At 20.1% G+C, this 25,067-nt stretch carries 19 protein-coding genes and 1 other RNA gene; 12 read left to right on the forward strand and 8 right to left on the reverse strand.

Translation table 11 applies throughout. The annotated features are described in order from the left end of the window. Positions 1-12: 12 nt before the first annotated feature. Positions 13-371: a transfer-messenger RNA gene (ssrA, locus tag GJT86_RS01980) on the reverse strand. Positions 372-397: 26 nt separating this feature from the next. Next, the gene (gene smpB / locus GJT86_RS01985; RefSeq protein ID WP_168920598.1) at positions 398-859 is read right to left on the reverse strand and encodes an SsrA-binding protein SmpB; all 462 of its coding nucleotides are present in this window, start codon (positions 857-859) and stop codon (positions 398-400) included. A gap of 190 nt (positions 860-1,049) precedes the next feature. Here smpB and grpE point away from each other — a divergent pair, with 190 nt between their 5' ends. The 3 genes from grpE to rpmG all read left to right on the forward strand — a co-directional run bounded on the left by grpE (position 1,050) and on the right by rpmG (position 2,227). Next, positions 1,050-1,724, forward strand: coding sequence for a nucleotide exchange factor GrpE (gene grpE / locus GJT86_RS01990; RefSeq protein WP_168920599.1), 675 nt, complete (start codon positions 1,050-1,052; stop codon positions 1,722-1,724). An 82-nt stretch (positions 1,725-1,806) separates the two neighbouring features. Further along, positions 1,807-2,019: a 50S ribosomal protein L28 gene (gene rpmB / locus GJT86_RS01995; protein ID WP_168920600.1), complete on the forward strand. Its 213-nt coding sequence runs from the start codon at positions 1,807-1,809 to the stop codon at positions 2,017-2,019. A gap of 40 nt (positions 2,020-2,059) precedes the next feature. Then, positions 2,060-2,227 carry a 50S ribosomal protein L33 gene (gene rpmG, locus GJT86_RS02000; protein WP_168920601.1) on the forward strand — a complete coding sequence of 56 codons (168 nt, stop codon included), beginning with the start codon at positions 2,060-2,062 and terminating at the stop codon, positions 2,225-2,227. A 148-nt stretch (positions 2,228-2,375) separates the two neighbouring features. Here rpmG and rpmE read toward each other — a convergent pair whose 3' ends face one another. Then, complete coding sequence (rpmE, locus tag GJT86_RS02005; RefSeq protein ID WP_168920602.1) at positions 2,376-2,585, reverse strand: 50S ribosomal protein L31; 210 nt, start codon at positions 2,583-2,585, stop codon at positions 2,376-2,378. A gap of 85 nt (positions 2,586-2,670) precedes the next feature. Here rpmE and priA point away from each other — a divergent pair, with 85 nt between their 5' ends. The 4 genes from priA (at position 2,671) to nrdB (ending at position 10,848) form a co-directional block, all read left to right on the forward strand. Beyond that, complete coding sequence (gene priA / locus GJT86_RS02010) at positions 2,671-4,821, forward strand: replication restart helicase PriA (protein ID WP_168920603.1); 2,151 nt, start codon at positions 2,671-2,673, stop codon at positions 4,819-4,821. 36 nt (positions 4,822-4,857) lie between these two features. Next, positions 4,858-6,747 carry a tRNA uridine-5-carboxymethylaminomethyl(34) synthesis enzyme MnmG gene (gene mnmG, locus GJT86_RS02015; RefSeq protein WP_168920604.1) on the forward strand — a complete coding sequence of 630 codons (1,890 nt, stop codon included), beginning with the start codon at positions 4,858-4,860 and terminating at the stop codon, positions 6,745-6,747. Positions 6,748-7,386: 639 nt separating this feature from the next. Next, entirely contained in the window at positions 7,387-9,675 is a 2,289-nt protein-coding gene (gene nrdA / locus GJT86_RS02020; protein ID WP_168920605.1) for a class 1a ribonucleoside-diphosphate reductase subunit alpha, read from the forward strand. Between the two features lie 42 nt (positions 9,676-9,717). Next, entirely contained in the window at positions 9,718-10,848 is a 1,131-nt protein-coding gene (gene nrdB / locus GJT86_RS02025) for a class Ia ribonucleoside-diphosphate reductase subunit beta (RefSeq protein WP_168920606.1), read from the forward strand. Positions 10,849-10,899: 51 nt separating this feature from the next. On the opposite strand, the gene GJT86_RS02030 is transcribed toward nrdB, so the two are convergent. Then, positions 10,900-12,297: a basic amino acid/polyamine antiporter gene (locus GJT86_RS02030; RefSeq protein WP_168920607.1), complete on the reverse strand. Its 1,398-nt coding sequence runs from the start codon at positions 12,295-12,297 to the stop codon at positions 10,900-10,902. A 42-nt stretch (positions 12,298-12,339) separates the two neighbouring features. Beyond that, positions 12,340-13,083: a Nif3-like dinuclear metal center hexameric protein gene (locus tag GJT86_RS02035; protein WP_168920667.1), complete on the reverse strand. Its 744-nt coding sequence runs from the start codon at positions 13,081-13,083 to the stop codon at positions 12,340-12,342. A 187-nt stretch (positions 13,084-13,270) separates the two neighbouring features. Here GJT86_RS02035 and GJT86_RS02040 point away from each other — a divergent pair, with 187 nt between their 5' ends. The 5 genes from GJT86_RS02040 to rplS are packed head-to-tail and all read left to right on the forward strand — an operon-like array spanning position 13,271 to position 16,547. Next, positions 13,271-14,650 carry a signal recognition particle protein gene (locus tag GJT86_RS02040; protein ID WP_168920608.1) on the forward strand — a complete coding sequence of 460 codons (1,380 nt, stop codon included), beginning with the start codon at positions 13,271-13,273 and terminating at the stop codon, positions 14,648-14,650. A 14-nt stretch (positions 14,651-14,664) separates the two neighbouring features. Next, on the forward strand, positions 14,665-14,895 hold the full coding sequence (gene rpsP / locus GJT86_RS02045; RefSeq protein ID WP_211080488.1) for a 30S ribosomal protein S16: 231 nt from the start codon (positions 14,665-14,667) through the stop codon (positions 14,893-14,895). Positions 14,896-14,913: 18 nt separating this feature from the next. Next, positions 14,914-15,414, forward strand: a complete 501-nt coding sequence (gene rimM, locus GJT86_RS02050; protein WP_168920609.1) for a ribosome maturation factor RimM — start codon at positions 14,914-14,916, stop codon at positions 15,412-15,414. Between the two features lie 26 nt (positions 15,415-15,440). Beyond that, entirely contained in the window at positions 15,441-16,187 is a 747-nt protein-coding gene (gene trmD / locus GJT86_RS02055; RefSeq protein WP_168920669.1) for a tRNA (guanosine(37)-N1)-methyltransferase TrmD, read from the forward strand. A 9-nt stretch (positions 16,188-16,196) separates the two neighbouring features. Next, complete coding sequence (gene rplS / locus GJT86_RS02060; protein ID WP_168920610.1) at positions 16,197-16,547, forward strand: 50S ribosomal protein L19; 351 nt, start codon at positions 16,197-16,199, stop codon at positions 16,545-16,547. Positions 16,548-16,556: 9 nt separating this feature from the next. Here the strand turns inward: rplS and recD are convergent, their stop codons facing one another. From recD to GJT86_RS02075, 3 genes are read right to left on the reverse strand one after another with little or no spacing between them, the layout of a single operon-like run. Beyond that, the gene (gene recD / locus GJT86_RS02065; protein WP_168920611.1) at positions 16,557-18,419 is read right to left on the reverse strand and encodes an exodeoxyribonuclease V subunit alpha; all 1,863 of its coding nucleotides are present in this window, start codon (positions 18,417-18,419) and stop codon (positions 16,557-16,559) included. 24 nt (positions 18,420-18,443) lie between these two features. Beyond that, the gene (gene recB / locus GJT86_RS02070) at positions 18,444-21,977 is read right to left on the reverse strand and encodes an exodeoxyribonuclease V subunit beta (RefSeq protein ID WP_168920612.1); all 3,534 of its coding nucleotides are present in this window, start codon (positions 21,975-21,977) and stop codon (positions 18,444-18,446) included. Between the two features lie 17 nt (positions 21,978-21,994). After that, positions 21,995-25,063, reverse strand: coding sequence for an exodeoxyribonuclease V subunit gamma (locus GJT86_RS02075; RefSeq protein WP_281351408.1), 3,069 nt, complete (start codon positions 25,061-25,063; stop codon positions 21,995-21,997). Positions 25,064-25,067 lie beyond the last annotated feature (4 nt).

Genomic DNA, 25,067 nt, shown 5'->3' on the forward strand with positions numbered 1-25,067 from the left:
ATAACATTCATATTATGGAGCTGGGGGGATTCGAACCCCCGTCCAAAAATATTACACTTTTCGAAACTACATGTTTAGTTTCATCATTATATTCAATATTATACACTGATGAACAAAGTTATATAATATCTTAGTCTATATTTTTAATATATAATTCTAGACATACTATATACGATCTCTTTGATGATATGACCCATATATTTATTCCGAAGAGCCAGTAATAAATTATAGGACTTTTACAGTTTTTAAGCTGCTAAAGCGTAGTTATTATTTTTTGCATTTATAATTATACAGTTTTTTTACAAGGCCTACTGTATCCCTTGACATGCTCTACAAGCTTTATAATTTTGTCGAATCCATTAATCAGCCCCAATGATTATTATATAATACATCTTGATTATTGTATATATTTTTTTTGTATACGTAATTTATTTATATTCCATTCTTTATATTTCAGTAAATTTCTTTTATCAATTTTATTTTTCCCTTTAGCAAGAGCTATATTAGTTTTACAAAAAGATCTATACCAATATAAACTAATTAATACAACAGTTAAATGTTGTTTATTAATATAATTTTTTATTAGTTCTATTTCTTTGGTGTGTAATAATAATTCTCTTTTGCGATTAATAGTATATTGATTATGATTACAACTTGTGATTAAAGGAGTAATATATGTATTAATTAAATAAATTTTATTATTAATAATATTTACATAACTATTATTAATAGTAATTTGACATGCACGTAAAGATTTTACTTCCCATCCTTGTAAAATAATACCGGTTTCTATATTTTTTTGAATAAAAAAATTATGATAAATTTTTTTATTTAAAATAATAATTTTTTTTTTATTCATATTAATAATATGACTTATATAAACTAATATTGTACATTATAATATATATTATTAGTATTATAAATAATAATATTATTACAAAGTTAAAGTAATTATAATTAGTAATTATAAATATAATAAAAATATTTTTATATAACTATAAAATAGTTATAGTAATATTACTATTTAGTAAATATTTTTGGAGTATAATATGAAAGATATTAATTTAAATAATACCATTTTAGAAAATTCTATATCATCAATATGTAACAAAAATAATATAAATAATGATGAAACACAAGATCCAGCAATAACATCATCTACTCATCATAATGATGAAACACAAGATCCAGCAATAACATCATCTACTCATCATAATGATGAAACACAACAAGACTTGAAAAATCAACATGAACAAGATCAATTCAAAATATTATTTTTACAAAATCAAATACAAGAATTAGAAAAAAAAATTATTCTTAATAAATTAAGGTCGCAAGCAGAAATAGATAATATAAAAAAAAGATCTATTTTAGATATGGAAAAAACATATAAATTTTCATTAGAAAAAATAATGGTAGAATTATTACCCATTATAGATACCTTAGAAAGAGCTATTATTTTAGAAAAAAATAATTGTTCATCTAAAATTATTGAAGGTATAACTTTAACATTAAAATTATTTATAAAAACGATTAGTAAGTTTGGAATAACAATTATTAATGAAACTAATGTACCATTTGATCCATTAAAACATCAAGCAATGTCAATTATACATTCTAATAATATACAAGAAAATTATGTTATAGAAATTATGCAAAAAGGATATATGTTACATGGTAGATTATTAAGACCTGCCATGGTCAGTATAGTACAAAAAAAATAATATAAATTTTATCTAATATATCGTAATATATTTGTTTATTAAAATAAATTTCATTATAAAATATTTAATAAAGGAATAGTGTATGTCTAAAATATGTTTTATAACAGGGAAAAAAACTATGAAAGGACATAATCGTTCTCATGCTATGAATGCAACTAAAAGAAAATTTTTCCCTAATTTACACTATCATAGATTTTGGGTACAAAAATATAATAAATTTATCAAATTACGTATTTCTGCTAAAGGATTACGACTTATTAATAAAAAAGGTATTGAGTCTATATTAGGTATATAGATTATGATATATACCATATTAAGGATGAAAATCTTAATTTATGTCAAAACGTTCTAGAATTATTATTAAATTATCTTCTACTGCAGGTACAGGACATTTTTATACAATAACAAAAAATAAAAAAAATTATTTAAAAAAAATTAATATAAAGAAATTTGATCCTAAAATAAGAAAACATGTTATATATAAAGAGACTAAAATTAGATAAAAATTATTTTTATATTTAAGTTTATTAGTAAGTAGTAAAATAATTTGTTTTTTCATCAATAATGTTATTACTTTTGCGTAATAACATTATTGATGATGTTAATAATAAATAATTAATACATAATAGAAATTATATATATTTATATTTTTTAAAATTGAAGATTCTTAAATCTTTTCTTAAAAAGTTCGACTCGTCCCTTAATGTCAATAATTTTTTGTTTTCCTGTATAAAATGGATGACACATATTACAAACATCTAAATGTAATTTTTTATTTAGAGTTGATTTAGTATGAATAATATTACTACAAGAACATTGTGCAATAATATCATGATATTGAGGATGAATATTTTGTTTCATGTTAAGTTTTTAATATATAAATATACTATATATACAAAAATATTATTTAGATTACAAGCATATTTTAAAATAAAATGATAAGATCATGAAAATTATTCAAGTAGTTTTTAATAGTGTTAAATTATATAAACCATATCATTATTTGTTAACTGATAGTGTTATAGTAAATATTGGTTGTAGAGTAATAGTACCTATCAAAAATAAAAAATATATAGGAATAGTAATATATAATGATAATAAAACTAATTTTGATATAAATAAATTAAAATATATTGATCAAGTTATAGATAAAAAATCATTATTTAATAAAAATATTTGGAAATTAGCAAAACAAATTTCTTTATATTATCAATATTCTTTTGGTAAAATTTTATTTAAAATATTAAATTATTTAACAGTTACTAATGTAGATAATAATATTGCTGATAATAATGTATGGTTATTAAACCATAAAATCGTAACTCCTGAATTAATACAATCATTAAAAAATAATAAACAAAAATTTGTACTTATTTTATTACAAAAACAACATATATTTTATAATCAAAGTATATATTATGGATTAAATAATCGTATTATGTTTGCTTTAGAAAAAAAAGGATGGTGTTTTTTACAGAAAACCAATATACATTTACATTATATACAAAAAAATAATATATTTAAAGAACAAAATAAAAAATATGTACATTATACAAAAAGTTATACTTTCAATATATGGACATTAAATAGTAGTTTACTATATTTTAATGAAATAATATTATATATGTCATATATTAAAAATATTTTATTATATAAAAAACAAATATTAGTTATTGTACCGAAAAAAAACTATATTTTTAATATATATAAATATTTTATGAAAATATTTAATGTAAATGTATGTTTATTTTATTCAACATTACCTACTAAACAAAAAAAAAACATATTATATAATATTAAACAGGGTAATAAAGCAATTATAATAGCTACTCCATCATCTATTTTTATAAAATTTTATCAATTAGGATTAATAATTCTTACAGAAGAACATGAATATACTTATAAACAAATGTATAATTGTAAATATAATTTTAAACATATAGCAATATTCAGAGCCAGAATAGAAAATATTCCCATTTGTTTATGTTCTAAAACATTCTGTTTAGAAACTATATATAATATAAATAATGGCAAATATAAAGTTTTATATAAAATTAATAATATTTATGATAATTTTTTAGTTAATATTATTAATCTTGAAAATACAATTGTAAAACATGGTATTTCTAAAAAATTATTAAATATTATATACATGCATATTCAAAAAAGAGAACAAATTATATTATATTGTACTCATCAAGGATATGCACAAACAGTATTATGTAATATATGCAAACAAACTATTAAATGTACAATATGCTGTAATAATTATATTTTTTATAAAAAAAAATATCAATTATATTGTAAAATTTGTAAATATACTATTAAAATGTTTAATATATGCCCTTATTGTCACACATCATATTATTTAGTTCCCATAGGTTCCGGTATAGAACAAATTACTGAATTTTTAAAAAGTATATTCCCTAAAACATATGTATTATGTATTACTGAATACAATTTAATTAAACAGGATACATTAGTTATTTACAATAAACCTATGATTATTATCACGTCTAAAATATTATATAAACGATATTTTTATTTTACAAATAATACATTATTATTATTTTTACAGACTGATTATATTTTTTTTTCTAATCATTTTCGTACTACAGAATATTTTTTTCAATATTTATTTAATATTTTAAATAATCATTTTATTAAAAATATTAATAAAACTATTATTTTACAAACAAATTATTATCATCATATCTTTTTTTATATTATGCTGAATAAAAATAAATATTTTTATTTAACAAAAATGCTTTTACAAGAAAGAAAGACTATGTTATTACCACCGTATAGTTATCAAATTATTATTATTTTTGAAACATGTAAAAAAAATATTTTATCAAATTATATCTTAACATTAATAAAAAATTTTGTATGTTTTACTAAAAATGATAAAAATTTTTTAATTATTGGACCTATTAATATACAAAAAAATTATAAAAAAATATTTTGCAAAAAAATAATTTTACAACACACAAGTAAAACACAATTAAAAAAAATTAAGCAAAATATTTTACTTGTAACTCAAAAAATAAAATATTTTAATTTTATTAAAATAATTATTGATGTAGATCCCATTTAATATACGTTATAAAATACATATATGGAACATTAATTTATGTCTAATTATAAAAGTTTTGATGTAATAGTTATAGGTGGGGGACATGCAGGCGCTGAGGCTGCTATGGCTAGTACACAGATGAAACAAAAAACACTACTAGTAACACAAAATATAGATACTATAGGATACATGTCTTGTAATCCTGCTATTGGTGGTATTGGTAAAGGACATTTAGTAAAAGAGATAGATGCACTAAATGGAATTATGGGTATAACAATTGATGATGCAGGTATTAATTTTAAAATATTAAATAAAAGTAAAGGTCCTGCTGTTCAAGCAACTCGTGTACAAGCTGATCGTGAATTATATCGTCGTACTATTAAGTATCATTTAGAACAACAAGAATTATTATTTATAATACAGCAAGAAGTAAAAAATATAATTATTAAAAATTATAAAGCACAAGGTATTATTCTTAATAATAATGATTATATTTATGCTAATGCAATAATTTTAACTAATGGTACTTTTTTAAATGGCAAAATATATATAGGTTTATATCATACTTTTCAAGGAGGGAGGATGAATGATCATTCTTCTACTAAATTAGCAGATTTCTTAAATACATTACCTTTGAAAAAAAACAGATTAAAAACAGGAACACCACCACGTATTAGTACAAAAAATATAGATTTTACCCATATGGATATACAAAAAAGTGATACACCTTTACCATATTTTTCATTTTTAAAAAATAAAAATTCATTTCTAAAACAATTACCATGCTACATCACATATACTAATCAACAAACACATAAAATTATTGCTGATAATATTATTCATAGTCCTATGTATAATGGGATTATTAATAGTCAAGGGCCAAGATATTGTCCTTCTCTTGAAGATAAAATTATTAAGTTTCCCGATAAACAACAGCATCAAATTTTTTTAGAACCAGAAGGATTACATAGTAATGAAATATATCCTAATGGGTTATCTACTAGTTTGCCTTTAAAAATACAATTACTTATTATTAATTCTATAAATGGTTTAGAAAATGCATATATTACACGTCCAGGATATGCTGTAGAATATGATTTTTATGATCCGCGAGGATTAAAACCTACTATGGAAAGTAAATATATCAAAGGATTATTTTTAGCAGGACAAATTAATGGTACTACAGGATATGAAGAAGCGGCATCTCAAGGATTATTAGCAGGAATAAATGCTGCATTATTTAATAATAATCAAGAATATTGGTATCCTCTCAGACATCAAGCATATATAGGTGTATTAATAGATGATTTATGTACTTTAGGTGTATCAGAACCATATCGTATGTTTACTTCAAGAGCAGAACATAGATTAATTTTAAGAGAGGATAATGCAGATATAAGATTAACAGAAATAGGTTATAAATTAGGTTTAGTAGATAATATACGTTGGGAAAATTTTAATAATAAATTAGAACAAATAGAAAAAGAAAAACAAATTTTAAAAAATACTTATATTTCTTATAAAGATATTAATATAACAAAAAAATTAAATTTACTACTACAACATAATTTATATAAAAATATAAATTGTATAGATTTATTAAAAAGGCCGGAAATTCATTATCATGATTTAATTCAATTAAATATTTTACAATCACATTTATTAAATACAGACATTATAAAATATATTGAAACAGAAATAAAATATAAAGGTTATATTAAAAGACAACAAGAACATATACAAAAACAAAAAAAACATGAACATACATTAATACCTACTAATATAAATTATAATCATATAAATGGTTTATGTAATGAAGCAATTGAAAAACTTAATACATATAGACCTTATACGATAGGACAAGCTTCTAGAATTGCTGGTGTATCTTCTGCTGATATTTCAATATTATTAATATATTTATTAAAAAATAATAAATATATATCCTAAAAAATAAAGAATTTTTATGTGTTGATATTAAATATCAATTGTTTAAAAAAATATCTTGCAAACAATAATATTTTTATATTTATTTTACATAAAAAAATAAGTTTGTAAATTATTTACAAACTTAAATTATAACTTAAATAATTTTTACAAATTATGTACGAGTTCATTAATAATCATGTTATAACTTATTTAAAATAATAATTTCAGTACATAGTTACATAAAAGATCATAATACAAAACATTTTTAGCATATTATTTATTTTATTTATAAAAATAAAATATTTTTTACATATAAATAAAATTTTATTTAATATGTTATAAACAATATTTATTTTTTAAATACTATTTAAATTTTAATTAATAAAAATATATTTATTAAATAACTTATTATTTAATATTTTTTTATAGTAATATTTTTGATAAATTACTATTTCTTTATTACGAAGAATATAACTGTATTACTATTACTAATTATATTAGTACTTAATTAGTAAATTATATATGTAATGTAACAAAATTAGTGACTATAATTTTTGAGTATAGTATATACATAACAAAAATATATTTTTGTTAATAAAAATTTTTCATGTTTTATATAACAAAAATATTATTTTAATAAATTTGATATAGGTATTTCATATGCATAATAAGATATATGTAATTAAAAAAAATAATCGTCCAGAAATTTTTAATTGGAATAAAATATATATAACATTATCTCGTGCCATGGTAGGTTTAACAAACATATCTATAGATAAAATTAAAAAACAATTTTTTTTACATTTTTATAATAATATGCATAGTACAATTATACAAGAAACTTTAATAAAAATTACAGCAGATTTTATTACAGAAAAAAATCCTGATTTTCAATATATGGCTGCAAGATTAAATATTTTCAATTTAAGGAAAAAAGCATATGGAAAATTTTTACCTCCTAAATTATATCAACATGTTAAATATATGGTTGATTTACATAAATATGATCCTATGTTATTAAAATATTTTTCTAAAAAAGAATTTCAATATATGGATGATAATATTATCCAACATGATCGTGATATGTTATTTACATATGTAGCAGTAAAACAATTAGAAAGTAAATATTTAGTACAAAATAGAATTACAGGAAAAATATATGAGAGTGCACAATTTCTTTATATATTAATTTCTGCATGTTTATTTGCTGAATATCATACTAATATAAGAATGGAATATATAAAAAATTTTTATCATGCTATTTCAACATTTAAAATTTCTTTACCTACTCCCATTATGTCTGGTGTACGCACATTAACTAAACAATTTAGTTCTTGTATTTTAATTGAATGTGGTGATAGTATTGATTCTATTAATGCTACTACAAGCACTATTTTAAAATATGTTTCACAAAAAGCAGGTATTGGTATTAATGCTGGTCGTATTCGTGCTGTCGGTAGTCCCATTAGAAATGGTGAAGCTTTTCATACTGGATGTATCCCATTTTATAAACATTTTCAAACTGCTATTAAATCCTGTTCACAAGGTGGGGTTAGAGGAGGAGCGGGAACATTATTTTATCCATTATGGCATTATGAAATTAATAATTTACTAGTTTTAAAAAATAACAAAGGTATAGAAGATAATAGAATTAGACATCTTGATTATGGTGTGCAAATTAATAAACTATTATATCAACGTTTAATTAACGGTATTGATATTACATTATTTAGTCCTTCAGATGTACCTGGATTATATGAAGCTTTTTTTACAGATCAAGAAAAATTTTCATTTTTATATCATTTTTATGAAAATAATAATAATATTAGAAAAAAAAGTGTTAATGCAACTAATTTATTTTCTTTAATGATGCGTGAAAGAACTTATACTGGAAGAATTTACATACAAAATGTAGATCATTGTAATTATCATTCTGCATTTAATGCTACAATAGCTCCAATCAAACAATCTAATTTATGTTTAGAAGTAACTTTACCTACAACAACACTAAATGATATTAATGATCCTAATGGTGAAATTGGTATATGTACATTAGCTGCATTTAATTTAGGAATGATAAAACAACTAAAAGAATTAAAATATTTATCTGATTTATTAGTAAGAGCTTTAAATAATTTACTTGATTATCAAGAATATTTGATAAAAGCAACAGAAAAATCAGCTTTAGGACGTAGATCTTTAGGTATTGGAGTAATTAATTTTGCATATTATTTAGCTAAAAATAATGTTCGTTATTCTGATAATAGCGCTAATAATTTAACTCATAAAACTTTTGAAGCAATACAATATTATCTATTATGTGCATCTAATCATTTAGCTAAAGAAGAAGGGGCATGTCCATTATTTAAAGAAACTAATTATTATAATGGAATATTACCTATTGATACTTATAAGAAAGATGTGGATGAATTACATTCAGAACCATTGCATTATCCATGGGAAAAATTAAGAAAAAAAATTATTAAATATGGTTTACGTAATTCCACATTAACTGCATTAATGCCATCTGAAACTTCCTCGCAAATATCTAATGCAACTAACGGTATTGAGCCTCCTAGAGGTTTAATTAGTATTAAGACATCAAAACATGGTACTTACAAACAAGTAGTCCCTGAATATCATTTATTAAAAAATAAATATGAATTAATTTGGGATATGCCTAATAATTATGGATATCTAAATCTTATTAGTTTAATGCAAAAGTTTATTGATCAATCTATTTCAACTAATTTAAATTATGATCCTAAACGTTTTAAAAATAATAAAATTACTATGCAACAACTTTTAAAAGACATATTAATAGCTTATAAATTAGGTATAAAAACTTTATATTATCAAAATACTAGAGATGGGGCAAAAGATGTACAAAATAAAGATATTATATTAGAAAATAATCATCATTGTATTAATGATACATGTATTATGTAATATAAAGAAATATTTTACTATTAAACCTTTTTGGATATAATTATGAGCTATACCACTTTTTCTAATAAAAAAAATAATCAATTAAACGAACCTATGTTTTTTGGACAAACAGTAAATATAGCACGTTATGATCAACAAAAACATTATATTTTTGAAAAATTAATTGAAAAACAATTAAGTTTTTTTTGGAGACCTGAAGAAATAGATATTTCTTATGATAAGATACATTATTCTAATTTACCTTCACATGAAAAACATATATTTATTAGTAATTTAAAATATCAAACATTATTAGATTCCATACAAGGTAGAAGTCCTAATATAGCATTATTGCCTTTGGTTTCTATACCTGAATTAGAAACATGGATAGAAACATGGTCATTTTTTGAAACTATACATTCTAGATCTTACACACATATTATTAGAAATATTATTAATGAACCATCATTAATATTTGATGATATTATAACAAATAAAAATATTATCTTACGCGCACAAGATATAATTAAATATTATGATGAATTAATAAATTCAACTTATTATTGGCATATGTTAGGAGAAGGTGTGCATTATATAAACAATAAAAAAATTATTATAGATTTATATCATTTAAAAAAAAAATTATATTTATGTTTAATGAATATTAATATTTTAGAAGCAATTAGATTTTATGTTAGTTTTGCATGTTCTTTTGCTTTTGCCGAACAAAAATTAATGGAAGGTAATGCTAAAATTATTCGATTAATTGCACGTGATGAATATTTACATTTATTAGGAACGCAATATATTTTAAATATTATGCATAAAGGTTTAGAAGATAAAGACATGATACATATCACAAAAAAATGCCAAAAACAATGTTATCATTTATTTTTAAATGCCGTAAAACAAGAACAAGAATGGGCACAATATTTATTTCAAGATCATTCAATAATTGGATTAAATAAAAATATATTATGTCAATATATTGAATATATTACTAATATTAGAATGAAAAATATTGGATTAGGAACACCGTTTAATATATCAAAAAATCCTATTCCATGGATTAATTCATGGTTAATATCAGATAATGTACAAATGGCTCCTCAGGAAGTAGAAGTTAGCTCATATTTAACAGGACAAATTGATGCTACTGTAAAAATTAAAGATTTCCAAAATTTTAAATTATAAATAATTTTGACTGTTATATGTTATAAATAACAGTCATTGATTATTTCGTATTTATATAACTAAATATATCAAAGAAAGTATAGACCCTAAGAATAATATTATAAATAATATTTTTTCTTTATTAGAAAATATAAGCATATTATTATTATACATTTTAGTTATTATTATTAATAATAATCCTGGTAGATATAAGATTAATGATAATAATAAATGCGTTATTCCAGAAGCATATAATAACCATAAACCATAAAAACAAGAACCTGTCCCAACAAAAAAATTTTTTATGTTAAAATTCTTATCTTTTAAAGATATTTTAAATAAATATGCGCCTACTAAAAAATATGGTATTAATATCATCTCAGATGCTAATGTTAGTAAATAATTATAATCTATATGCGTTAACCAAATTAATATTAAAAATATTTGCATACTGATATTTGTAAGCCATAATGAATATATTGGTATCTGTTTTTTATTTTGTTGAGCAAGTATTGGAGGAAACATTTTATGTTGTGCTGCTATTAAAGGTACTTCTGCAGCCATAATAGTCCAACTTAAATAAGCTCCGCATACTGATATAATTAATCCTAATATAATGAAAATATAACCTATATCACCAATAAATAATTGCATTAATCCAGCCATGGAAGGATTTCTCATATGTGATAAAGCTGATCTTGGCAATATGCCTAAAGATAATACAGTTGTTAATAAATATATACATAAAGCTATTATAATAGCTAGAAATGTCGCTTTTTGTATGTCTTCTTGTTTTTTTGCACGTGAAGACAATATAATTGCACCTTCAACACCAATAAACACCCATAAAGTAATTAACATAGTATTTTTAATTTGTGTAATAATGGGTAATGCTAAGTCTAAACCAATTAAATCTGTAATAAATATCTTATAACGAAATAATATAATTGCAAAAATCATAAAAATACTTAAAGGTAACAGTTTACATATAGTTGTAATTAAATTAATAACAGCAGCTGTTTGTGTACCCTGTAATAATAAAATGTGTATTAACCATAATAAAATTGATGAACTTAATAGTGCTTGCCAAGTATTACCATTACCAAAAATTATATGTTTATTATTATCAGTAAAAAAACTTAAAGATGCAAAAACAATTACTAAATAAGAAACATTAGCGATAACTGCACATAACCAATATCCCCAAGCAGAACAAAAACCTATTAATTCTCCAAAACCATCTCTTGCATAAGAAAAAATTCCTCCCTGTAAATGAGGTTTTAACTTATGTAATAATAACATGGATGTTGCTAAAAATAGTATACCTATACCAGTAATTATCCAGCCTATTATTAAAGCTATTGGACTAGCAACATAAGCCATATTTTGTGGTAAACTAAAAATACCAGCACCTAACATAGAACTTATTACTAAAGATGTTAATGACATTAAATTTAACTTTTTATTCAAAATAATTCCTTTCATATTTTAGTAAAATAATATTTTTAATAATTAAATGGGATTATCTATATCAATAAAATTTATATTAAGTTTATATTTTTTTTGTAACCATTGACCTAACATGATTATTCCTCCCTTTTCGGTAGCATGATGTCCTGCAGAGATAAAATGTATACCATATTCTTTTGCAATATGTAAATTCATTTCCGAAACTTCTCCTGTAAGAAAAACATCTACACCAAAATATGCAGCTTCTTCAAAAAATTTTTGGCCCGCACCACTACACCATGCTATAGTTTTAATATTTTTTTTTGCATTAAAATTAAAATGTAATGGAATACGATTTAATTTTTTTGTGATTTTTTGAATAAAATCATGTATATTCATATGTTTTGTTAAACAACCGTATAATACAAAAGGATTAATATTACCCATAATATTTATATCTAATATTTTAGATAAATAAAAATTATTACTTATATTTGGATTAATATCTAAAGGTAAATGCCAACTATATAAATTAATATTATTTTTTAGTAACGCATATAATCTATTTTTTTGCATACCTTTAATCATAAAAGTATTATTTTTCCAAAAAATACCATGATGAACAATAATAGCTTCTACTTGTGATGTAATAGCGATATTTAATAAATCTTTACATATACTTACTCCAGTAATAATGTTCTTTATATGTTTTACTCCTTCTACTTGTAACCCATTACATGCATAATCTTGTATATTTGTAAAATTTAATTTTTTGTTAATTTTATTTTCTAATTCAATATTATTTATCATTTTATTTTTTTAAAATTTCTATATAATGTATTATTTATAAATAGATTGTATATTCATAATATAATCTATTAGATGTTATATGTTTTTGTAACATAATAGATAAAAAATAAATAGTACCTTTTTACTTTTATATAAGATATCTATTCTTTTATAACGTTATTTTTTATATATCATAGGAATTATAATGTTTAAGTTTTTAAGTAAAAAATTATATAAAACATTTTCTAAAATTAAAAATTATGGACGATTAACAGAAACTAATATAAAAAATATATTAGATGAAATGTATCAAAATTTATTAGAAGCTGATGTTTCTTTAGTAGTAATACAATATTTTTTAAAAGATATTAAAAAACATATTATTGGAAAAAAAATTAATAATAGTTTTACTCCTGGACAAGAATTTTTAAAATTAGTTAAAGAAAGATTAACAGAACTATTAGGATCAGAACAAAATAATATTAATTTTGCAACAAAACCACCTGCTGTTATCATGTTTACAGGATTACAAGGAACTGGGAAAACAACTAGTACAATAAAACTAGCATATTTTTTGAAAAAAAAATATAATAAAAAAGTTATAGTAACATCATTAGATATTTATAGACCTGCAGCTTTAGAACAATTAAAAATTTTAGCAGAAAAAATTAAAATTGATTTTTATCAAATAAAACAGCATACTGATATAATACAAATCAGTAAATCAGTTTTACAACATGCTAAAATTTATTTATACGATATATTAATTGTAGATACAGCTGGAAGATTACATATTAATAATATTATGATGGAAGAGATAAAAAATATATATAATATTTTGAAACCTATAGAAAATTTATTTATTGTAGATTCTATGTTAGGACAAGATGCTATTATAAGCGCAAAAACATTTAATAATATTATACCTATTACAGGAATTTTTTTAACTAAAGTAGATAGTGACGCAAGAGGCGGAGCAGTATTATCAGTAAAATATATAATTAAAAAACCAATTAAATTTATAGGTAATGGAGAAAAAATTAATCAAATAGAAATTTTTCATGCAGAAACAATGGCACGAAAAATATTAGGTATGCGTAAAGAACTTCTTAATATTGATGAAATACAAAAAAAAATAGATTCTATAAAAAAACAACATTTGATAAAAAATTTCAATACAAAAAAAACATTAAGTTTATATGACTTTTTAATACAATTAGAACAAATTAAAAAATTCGGTAGCAATAATATTATGAATATTTTTCATAAACTTAATATTAATCAACAACAATATATCAATAATCCGATTATGAATATTATTCATGTTAAACAAGAAACAATAAATAATCTTAGAAATATTATTAATTCTATGACTAAATTAGAACAAAATAATATAGACATTTTAAATTTTTCTCGTAAAAAAAGAATATCTTTAGGAGCAGGTGTTGCTTTAAATACCATTAATACAATACTTAAACAATATTATCAAGTAAAAATATTAACTAAAAAAATTAAAAATAATAATAAAATAAAAAGTATGTTAAACAATATGACTAACTTTTTAAATAGAAAACATAAAAAATAAGGTATAGTAATATTATGTTAAAAATCCGTTTATCACGACAAGGTGTTAAAAAAAAACCCTGTTATAAAATTATTGTTGCAAACAGTAAAAAAGCTAGAGATGGTCGTTTTATAGAAAAAATAGGTTTTTATCAACCTTTTAATATTCAAAATAATATATTAATAAATACAAAAAGAATAAAATATTGGGTTTCACATGGTGCCATACTTTCTAAAAAAGTAAAATTTTTATTAAAATTAAAATAATTTTTTATATAATATAAAATGATAATTTTAGGTAAATTTGGATCTTTTTATGGTATTAAAGGATGGATTAAATTATTTTCTTATACAGAAAATCATGATAATATTTTTTTATATAAAAATATATTTATTTTAGATCAATTAAATAAAAAATATTACATCAAATTTTATAAATATATTTATAAAAAAAAATTCTATATTACTAGAATTAACATTGTTAATGATATTGTCAAAAATACATCTTTCAATTTAGTTAATAAAAATATTCTGATTCAATACAAAGATATTATTATATATAAAAAACCAAAAGAATATTATTGGTATGATATTATAAAATGTACAATTACTAATGTAGATAATAAACATTTAGGTGTTGTTACTAATATTATTACAACTGGTATACATGATATATTAGAAGTAAAACAATATAATCATCAAAAAAAAATATATATTCCCTTTATTATGCAACAAATAATTAAAAAAATAGATCTATTTAAAAAGATCATTATAGTTCATTGGTGAATAATTATTTAAATATTACAATTATGATGTGGATAGGTATAATAAGTTTATTTCCTAAAATGTTTGATGCTATTAAAAATTATGGTATTACCAGACAAGGAATAAAAAAAAAATTATTACAATTAGATTTTTGTAATCCTAGAGATTATGTAAATAATAAATATAAAATAGATGCACCAATATATGGTGGAGGAGGTATAATATTAAAACCAGAACCATTAATGAAAGCTATTAAAGAAATTAAAAAAAAAACAAAAAGTAAAAACATAAAAGTAATTTATTTGTCTCCCCAAGGGAAAAACATTAATATAAAATATATAAAGACTTTATTAAAATATGACTTTATTTTAATTTGTGGACGATATAAGGGTATAGATGAACGTGTAATACAATATTTTATAGATGAAGAAATTTCTATTGGTGACTATATTTTAAGCGGCGGAGAACTACCTGCAATGATTGTTATTGATGCTGTATCTAGGTTAATACCAGGAGTATTAAATAATATTGCATCTAATAAAACAGATTCTTTTTATAATAATGGATTATTAGATTGTCCTCATTATACACGTCCAGCAATAATCACAAATTATTCTCATGTTCCAGATATATTATTATCAGGTAATCATAAAAAAATAAATGATTGGAAGCTACAAAATTCTTTAGGTTATACATGGTTGAAAAGACCTGATTTATTAAATAAAAAAAAATTAAATGAAAAAGAAAAACATCTTTTAAAGATTTTTAAAAAAAATTTTTTTAATATTAAGTAAGAGGTAAACATGAATATTATTAATGAAATAAACCAACAATATATCAATAATAAAAAAAATATACCTGCTTTTAGAGTAGGAGATACATTAGTAGTACATTTATGGGTACTTGAAGGAAATAAAAAAAGAATTCAGTTATTTGAAGGTATAGTAATTGCAAAAAGTAATAAACATATCAATTCTTCTTTTACATTACGTAAAATGTCTCATGGAATTGGTGTAGAACGTGTCTTTCCTTTATATTCTAATATGATTCATACCATACATATTAAAAAACTAGGTTTAGTTAGAAAAGCAAAATTATATTTTTTACGTAAACTAACTGGGAAAGCAGCACGTATTAAAGAACGTTTAATTTAAAAAATAATACTATAAATTTTTAATACTATGCAATAACAATTTTTTCCTAATATTAGAATAACGTTTTATCTTTTGTTGCAATGTTTGAAAAAAGATATTGTAAGGACTAAAAATATATATTTTTTTTTTAGCTCTAGTTATAGCAGTATAAATTAATTCTCTATTTAATATAGAAGTAAATTTATTTGGTAAAATTAATGCAACATGATTAAATTCTGATCCTTGTGCTTTGTGTATAGTAATTGCATAAGATATTTCGTGCTCAGGTAACTCATTAATATTAATAAATTTATATTTATGATATGGTAATTGAAATATTATTTCAAGTTTTTTTTTTTTTTTATTCCATATCGTTATACCTATATCACCATTAAATAAATTTAATAAATGATTATTTTTAGTAATGATGATAGGTTTTCCTGGATACCACATTGATTTCATATAATATAAACTATGTTCTTGTTTAGAAAATATATTATCTAATTTATTATTAATTATACTAGTTCCGAATAAACTATTTTTAATAGCACATAAAATCTGATAATTTTTTAAATTATGAAAATAATTATCAATATTTTGTATGTCATTATAGTGTTTAATATAACAAAAATATTGTTTAAAATATATAATATGATTTTGAATCATATTATTATATGTTTCAATGTTATTGATATTAATATATTGGACGTCAAGATATTTATTAGTTAAAAAAATATCTTGTATATCTTTTATACGTTTTTTTTTAATAGATAGAGCTAATTTGTGTATACCTGAAGAATGTTTATAACGATAATTTTTTGTTAATGTATTAATACAATTACGAATATAACATGTTGTATTATTTTTGCTAGTCTTTATAGTAATCAATATAGTTGTTAAAAAATGATTATAAGCTTTAGTTATATTAAATTTTTTAAAATAACATATATCCTGTAATAAATAACCAGTATTTATTGGAGACAACTGATATTCATCTCCTAACAAAACTAAAGAACTATTTTTAGGTAGGCTATCTAAAATAATCGACATTAAATGTAAATCAATCATAGATGCTTCATCAACAATTAATAATTGTGTATTTAATTGATTTTGTTGATTAAATATAGTGGTTTTTTTATATATATTAATTTTAAAAAAATTATGTATGGTTGTAGCACTATGTGGTATTTGTTTAGCTTCTTCTGGAGTTATAACTGATATGGGTAATAAACTAAAAAACATATTTAATGATTCTGTTATTCTATTAGCAGCTTTACCTGTAAAGGCAATAACATTGATTATAATATTTTTTTTAATTTTTATAAAAGACAAAATAATTTTTGCTATAATGGTAGTTTTACCTGTACCCGGGGAACCTGTAATAATACTAATTCTATGCATTAAAGCTGTTATAATAGCTATTTTTTGCTGCATATTATCAATATCATAAAATATATTATTCAGATGATTTTTAATTTGTGTAATGTATTGCACACAATATTTATTGTTTAAAAAATGATTAATAATATTATTTTCTAATTTCCATATTCTATACATATAAAAACATTTATTTTCTAAGATGAAAGGTGTGATTTGTATTCCTTTACCATCACTAACAATATATGTATATGATAATAATTTTTTTTCCCAATTAATATTGTTAGAAAAAAATTTATTAATTTTATTTAATAAAGTTTTATTATCATGAAAAATTTTTTTTGGGTTTAATTGTGATATTGGTAAACATATATGACCATCTCGTATAAATTTACTTAAATACGATACAGCAAACATTAATTCTGGTTGTGTATGACTTATTAAAATATTTGCAAATTGTAAATCAATTTCTTGAAATAATTTACTTTGATTTAATAATTTTAAGAAACGATACATTTATTTTACCAAAATAAAAATATTTTAATTAAATAATAAATCTAATTTTTGGATGAGTTCTACTGATGGTTTATGCAACCAAATACCATGTTTATTTTTCATATTATTATTTATTCCTCGTAGATATAAATAAATTACAGCACCAAAATGTTTACTATAATTATAGTTATACATGTTATTTTTTAAATATTTGTGTAAAGCTAATGTATACAATTGATATTGTATGTCATAACGATTCCTACATATATCAGTTTCTATATTTTTATAATTATAGTAATTAATATTATAACCTAACCAGGTAGTTTTATAATCAATAATATAATATTTATCTTGCCATATACATACTAAATCCAGTATACCATTTAAAAATCCTTTAAAGTCTGGAAAACATATTGTTGATAGATTTGAAGAAATAATATCATATTTTTTAATAATATCATTAAATTGTATATCATAAATATTATTTTTTATTGTACAATAGAATTCAAATTCTACTTGTTTGTGTTCTTTTACAATTTGTTTTAATATAATTTTCTGGGGTCCTAATGGTGTATTAATTATATTATTTATCCAATTAGTTAACATTTTATGCCAAGAAATGTGAATATTATTTTTAAATAATTCTTTCTTAATAATATCATGAATATTACTATATTTTATAGTAACTTTTTCTAAAATTTTATGCATAAATATACCAATCTTTTTACCTACTAAAAAATTATGTTGTGTTTTTTTAATATATTTTTTTTGTGTTTGTAAAAAATAGAATGTATCAATAGGTTTTATATAAATTTTATTTTTATATTGTATTTGTTTTATTTTAGTAAAATTCATGATCTTTATAGTATTAAATTTATTTAAATTATTTTTTTGTTCTAAAACATCATATTGATATATTAAAATATGAGGTTTACTAATTTTATTAACTATAAACATCTTATAATTTAAGATAACTATTTTAATATCATTAGTGATTAATTGTTTTATATTGTTATATAAAATATTTTTATCATTATTTTTATTTTTTAATAAATACTGTAAAGAATTAAAATATTTTATATATTTATGATATTTATTATATTGATAAAACTGTATATTAGCTAAACCAATATTACAAGTAAAAATAGATCTAGTAATAGATACATACAATAATCTTAAATTTTCTGATAGTGATTCTTGTAAAGCATATTGAATATTTTCTTGATTTTTATGAAAATCAATGTTTTTTTTATAAGTAATAGGATCATGATAAACAATAACTTCAGAATTCATTACATCAATAAAATTACAAACAATAAAAGGCAACCATACAATATTAAATTGTAAACCTTTAGATTGATGAATAGTCATAATTCTTATATGATTATTTTCATCATATTGTTTAGGTAAACATACTATATTTTTAGAATTTGGATATATAATTTGTTTTGTTATCCATTGAATTAAAATTTTTATATGAGTAGTTTTTTTAAATTTTGTTTGTATATATTCCCCTATAAATAATATATTTTTAATTTGTTGTTCATTATATAAGCAAATAATATTAATTTTTTTTAAAATATTTTCCTTGAGAAAAAAATATTTTAACATATATAAAATACCTTTTTGTTGCCACATTTCTTTATATATAGAAAATTGTCGCATAATTTTTAATAAAAAATTATTTTTATTATTCACATCGAAATTTTGTAATGACGTTGTAAATAAGGAATGATTTAATATATGCATAACAGATTTTATATCATATGGTTCTGCAATAGCTTTTAAAAGTAAAACTAGTTCTTTAGCTTCTATATTTTGAAAAATATTATTTTGTTCAGATAAATATATAGATAATATATTAAATTTTATTAGTTCCTTTTGTATAATATATGCTTCATATTTATTACGTACTATGATTACAATATCAGTTATATGAATTTTTCTTTTTTTTTTATTTAAAATAATATAATTATCATGTAATAAAGTTGTATAGATATTTTCAGCACAGATATATGCAATTTTTTGTTTGAAACACATATTATTATATTCATGTAAATCAAACCAAAATGTGATACCTGGTTGTATCTTATCATTTATTATTAAATTATAATTATATTTTTCCTGTGCATATTTAAGAGGTTGAAAATGTATGTTTTTAAGTAAAAAAGGATTAGATCTATTCATAAATAAATTATTAATACTATTAGTCATAGTACTTGATGAACGCCAATTATATTGTAATGTATAACAATACTGGATTTTTTGTTTAGCTCGTAAATATGTAAATACATCAGCATTTCTAAATGCATAAATAGATTGTTTAGGATCGCCAATATAAATTATTAAACTATTATGTATATTATTTAAATAAATTGTTTGAAAAATATTATATTGTTCTATACTAGTATCTTGAAATTCATCTAATAAAACAACAGGATATTGTTTTTGAATATCTTGGGCAATTGATATGCCTAAAGTACTATTTAAACGTTTTAACAAAATATTTAGTAAATCATCAAAACTAATTTTTTTTGTTTTTGTTTTTTTAATTTTGAGAAAATTATATACATATTTTACTACTTGAAATAAAATTAAATGTTTTAAACTTACTATTTTATTTAAAAAAACATCTATTTTTGTAAATAAAATATGTTTCGGAGGATATTTAATACTATGTAAAATTAAGTTTTTTTGTGAAAATTTTTTTAATTTTATAGGGTAACTATTATCTAATGTATTTGTAATAGTCCATATATTAATTTCTGTAATCCAGTTCATTAATGAACGTTTATTATATAAATATTTATTTATATCACTATCATGTATAATATGTAATATATTTTTATAATATAATTGCCATGTTTTTTTTATAATATTAATATAATTAATATTTTTTTGAAATTGTTGAGTAAAATTAACATTATGTATATTAAATTTAATATTTGAATTTTTATAATGAAAAAAAAATGGTAATATAGATTGTAATAAGTTTTTTGGTGTTTGGAATTTTTGAAAAAATATTTTTACAATATGCATGGGTAAAGACTGAATATGTTCGTTCCAAAATTGTGTAATAGCTTGATTAATCCAATATAATTCTAATTCATTATTCATAATAGTAATTACATTATGTGTAATATCATAACTTTTAAAATTTAAAATTTTTTGACAAAATGAATGAATTGTATAAATAGATGCTTTATGTATATTTTTAGTTGCTTGTAATAAAATTTTTTGAGCTTGTATTAAATCTTTAATTTCTGATAAAAGTATATTAATCATTTGATACTTACTTGACCTATTAATGCAAGCACGTAATAAAATTTGTATACTATGAACAATTTTTTTATATAAATCACAAGCAGCTATTTCAGTAAAAGTTACGACTAAAATGTTTTGTACAGTTAAAGGTATAGAATATAGTTTTGGTTTATATAAACCTAATAACAATCTTAAATAAACAATGATAATTGTAAATGTTTTACCTGTTCCAGCAGATGCTTCGATTAAATATTGACCTTGTAAATGTATTTTATATGGATTAAATTCTTGAGTTAATAATATCGGTAATTTCATAATTATATTAAATAATTTTATTGTATTTTAAAACATAATATATCTAATAACCATGTTATTATAATGTTTTGTATATCTAAAAATTTTTTTGGTTGTATATCAAAATTTATTTTTTGAAAATATAAATCATTTTTTTCACTAAAAAAATTTTTTTCCCAATAATAAAAAAATTTTTTTTTAGCTTGTTTTTGCATAATACTACTATAATCAATACCATTAATATTGGTATTATAACAAACATTTATCCAAGACCAAGAACTTCTCATAGGTAAAATTATTGGATTATTTATTCCTATAATATATCCTTTAATATATTTATTTAATAAATTTAATGCAGTATTATAAGGTATATATCTAAAATTATATTGAGTATCTTTAAAACCTATAATTTTAGCACTATGTATATTACTATCACACACACATAATATTAAATACTTAATCCAAAAAGCCATAATAGATTTAATATCTAAATATTTTGGTTGAAATTCTAGTAATGTATTATTACTATATAAGTATTTTATTTTACCATATAATATTATATTATCAAAATTTAAATGAACTTTTTTGCTTATAATATTATGTTGTTGATAATTATAATATTTATGATATATAACAGATATTTTGTGTACAGTTTCTAACCACCATATTTTATTATAATTACCAAAAGGCAATAAACCATGATTTAAGTAATATTTATATAATGTCATAATACTACCATGATTAATAAATGTGTTAAATATATCTTTATTAATTATATATTTTTGTAAATAATTAATATTAAAAGATTGTATCTGAAAATCTTTTCTATCATTAATATTTTGTAAATATATTCCTAATCTTTGATTAAAAAAACCTTTTAGAGGATGTCGCCAAAAATTAATGAAATTACAAATACTAATATTATTTATGTCAAGTATTTTAAATTTTAAATTTAACTTATTTGTCTGTATAATATTCTTTGTAATATTAAATTTTTTATATGATATATAATGTATAATATTATTATGTAAAACAAAATTATTATGTATATATGTAATTAATGTTTGTATGGTATTAGAGATATTTTGATGTTCTAAAGGTTGTGACACGTAACTAATATATAATTTGTGTTTAGTGAGTGTTAATAATTTTAAAAATATATATTGATCTATATTTTTATTACTATTTTGTTTTAAATAATTATTTAATAAGCTGAATTGAATATCATATGTTTTACGGGGGAAATATTCTTCATTCATACCTATTAAAATATATATTTTAGTTGGTTTGATAAAAAAATTATTTAAATTACAAAAATTAATTTTATTAATTCTAAAAGATTTATAATCTTGTGTTTTAAATATATAATTAATAAGATTTATAATCATAAAAATGTCAACTTTATTTTTATATTGAGCATATATACCATATTGTATACATTTTTGGATTTTATTAAAAAACTTATATATTTGTATATTATAAAAAGTTTTTTTCGGAAAAAAATCTAAATATAATTTTTGTAAAATATTAATCCATTTTGTTAAAAAATATGATTTTTGTAAAAATTTTTTCCATTTATATAAAAGAAATAATAATTTTGTAAATTTTCCTAATATAATACCAGTAATATTATCTACACCAGGATATGGAAGAATATTATTCCATATTTGTTGTGTATTACCTAAAACATATCCAACATATAAACGTTGTAATGCTAAAGTCCAAGTATATTGATTTTTTAATAAATCAAAATTTTTAATATTACATAAGTTTATATCATATCTAATATCCATATTTTGAATCCAGTAATATAAATATTCTATTTCTGTATCTTTAATATCTAATTTATTTAAAATATATTTATTATTTAATAATAAATATATTTTATTAGGAGTAACATTTTGATGCATTAATTGTAATAAATATAAAAATATGCTAATGATATTTATATTTAGAAAATTAAATGGAGTTTTAATATTAATAGGCATATTTTTTTCACAAAATAAATCTTGAATTAATGGTGCATATAATTCTAACTTAGGAGATATAACCATAATATCATGAAGTAAATAATTATTATGTTTATTCAAAATATTCATAATATTCTGATATAACAACGTTATTTCAGTTTGAATACTTTCACAAGAAAAAATCTGTATAGAAGTATCTATTTTCTGTATTTTTTTTTTACATGCTGTATTATCAGTAACATACAAAATATCTTTTTGTATTGTAGTTAATAAATTATGATCCTCTATAGATACAAAAGCATCAATATCTCTTGCAGAAATATCTAAGTATATATGTTGCATATATAATTCATATTTACCAAATTTATTTAATAAACTATTATCATTTAAGAAATTCCAATAATATTGGCATGGATGATAACAAAATAAATGTATTTCAAGTTGTTTTTCAAATAATTGTAATATTTTTATATAAATATAAGGAATATTATATATTTCAAAAATAAATATTTTAGTATCTAGTAAATCTAATTTACATGTATTTTGTGTTTTTAAAAAATAATATAAATTTCCATAATGCCATAGCTTTGTTTGTAATGTGTTTATATAATATTGCGTAATACTGTACCACAATTTAGATTGCCAAATTTCATTTTTATTATTATGAGTATAATTTGGTTGCTCCCAGAGAATTAATAATTCTGGTTTATATTTTTGATATTGATCAAATATATTAGCAATATGTATAGCAATATCCAAATTAGAATATAAATATTTCATTTTATGAAAATATTTTTTTAAAAACAAAAACTCTGGTAAATGAATTAATTTTGGTATTAAATACATGATAGGCCAAATAATAGAATATTTATTTAAAAAAATATTATTACCTCTGGTTAAGAAAGTAAGAGTTTTTTTTATAATATCCATTATAAATATATCTATGGTGGAATAACTAATATTGGCATGTATTTTTATACTATTTATTAAATATAATTTGAATTCAGTAATATTATTTTTATTATTAATCAATATCTTTTTTGATTTTAATATATTAGTTTTATTACAATTTAAAAGTTGTAATTCTAATATTTTAAATAAAGTGTTCATTTTATTCGATTTATATATCGTAAACATGATT

Origin of the sequence: Enterobacteriaceae endosymbiont of Macroplea appendiculata (genome assembly GCF_012571605.1) — a bacterium.
In the GTDB taxonomy this organism is placed as follows: Bacteria; Pseudomonadota; Gammaproteobacteria; order Enterobacterales; family Enterobacteriaceae.

Bases quoted from the DNA above. Each gene is read 5' to 3' on its own strand.
- smpB (WP_168920598.1), bottom strand. From the start codon at position 859: ATGAATAAAAAAAAAATTATTATTTTAAATAAAAAAATTTATCATAAT.
- rplS (WP_168920610.1), top strand. From the start codon at position 16,197: ATGAATATTATTAATGAAATAAACCAACAATATATCAATAATAAAAAA.
- GJT86_RS02075 (WP_281351408.1), bottom strand. From the start codon at position 25,063: ATGTTTACGATATATAAATCGAATAAAATGAACACTTTATTTAAAATA.
- rpmB (WP_168920600.1), top strand. From the start codon at position 1,807: ATGTCTAAAATATGTTTTATAACAGGGAAAAAAACTATGAAAGGACAT.
- recD (WP_168920611.1), bottom strand. From the start codon at position 18,419: ATGTATCGTTTCTTAAAATTATTAAATCAAAGTAAATTATTTCAAGAA.
- recB (WP_168920612.1), bottom strand. From the start codon at position 21,977: ATGAAATTACCGATATTATTAACTCAAGAATTTAATCCATATAAAATA.
- priA (WP_168920603.1), top strand. From the start codon at position 2,671: ATGAAAATTATTCAAGTAGTTTTTAATAGTGTTAAATTATATAAACCA.
- rpmG (WP_168920601.1), top strand. From the start codon at position 2,060: ATGTCAAAACGTTCTAGAATTATTATTAAATTATCTTCTACTGCAGGT.
- nrdA (WP_168920605.1), top strand. From the start codon at position 7,387: ATGCATAATAAGATATATGTAATTAAAAAAAATAATCGTCCAGAAATT.
- trmD (WP_168920669.1), top strand. From the start codon at position 15,441: ATGTGGATAGGTATAATAAGTTTATTTCCTAAAATGTTTGATGCTATT.
- rpsP (WP_211080488.1), top strand. From the start codon at position 14,665: ATGTTAAAAATCCGTTTATCACGACAAGGTGTTAAAAAAAAACCCTGT.
- mnmG (WP_168920604.1), top strand. From the start codon at position 4,858: ATGTCTAATTATAAAAGTTTTGATGTAATAGTTATAGGTGGGGGACAT.
- rpmE (WP_168920602.1), bottom strand. From the start codon at position 2,585: ATGAAACAAAATATTCATCCTCAATATCATGATATTATTGCACAATGT.
- grpE (WP_168920599.1), top strand. From the start codon at position 1,050: ATGAAAGATATTAATTTAAATAATACCATTTTAGAAAATTCTATATCA.
- rimM (WP_168920609.1), top strand. From the start codon at position 14,914: ATGATAATTTTAGGTAAATTTGGATCTTTTTATGGTATTAAAGGATGG.
- nrdB (WP_168920606.1), top strand. From the start codon at position 9,718: ATGAGCTATACCACTTTTTCTAATAAAAAAAATAATCAATTAAACGAA.
- GJT86_RS02040 (WP_168920608.1), top strand. From the start codon at position 13,271: ATGTTTAAGTTTTTAAGTAAAAAATTATATAAAACATTTTCTAAAATT.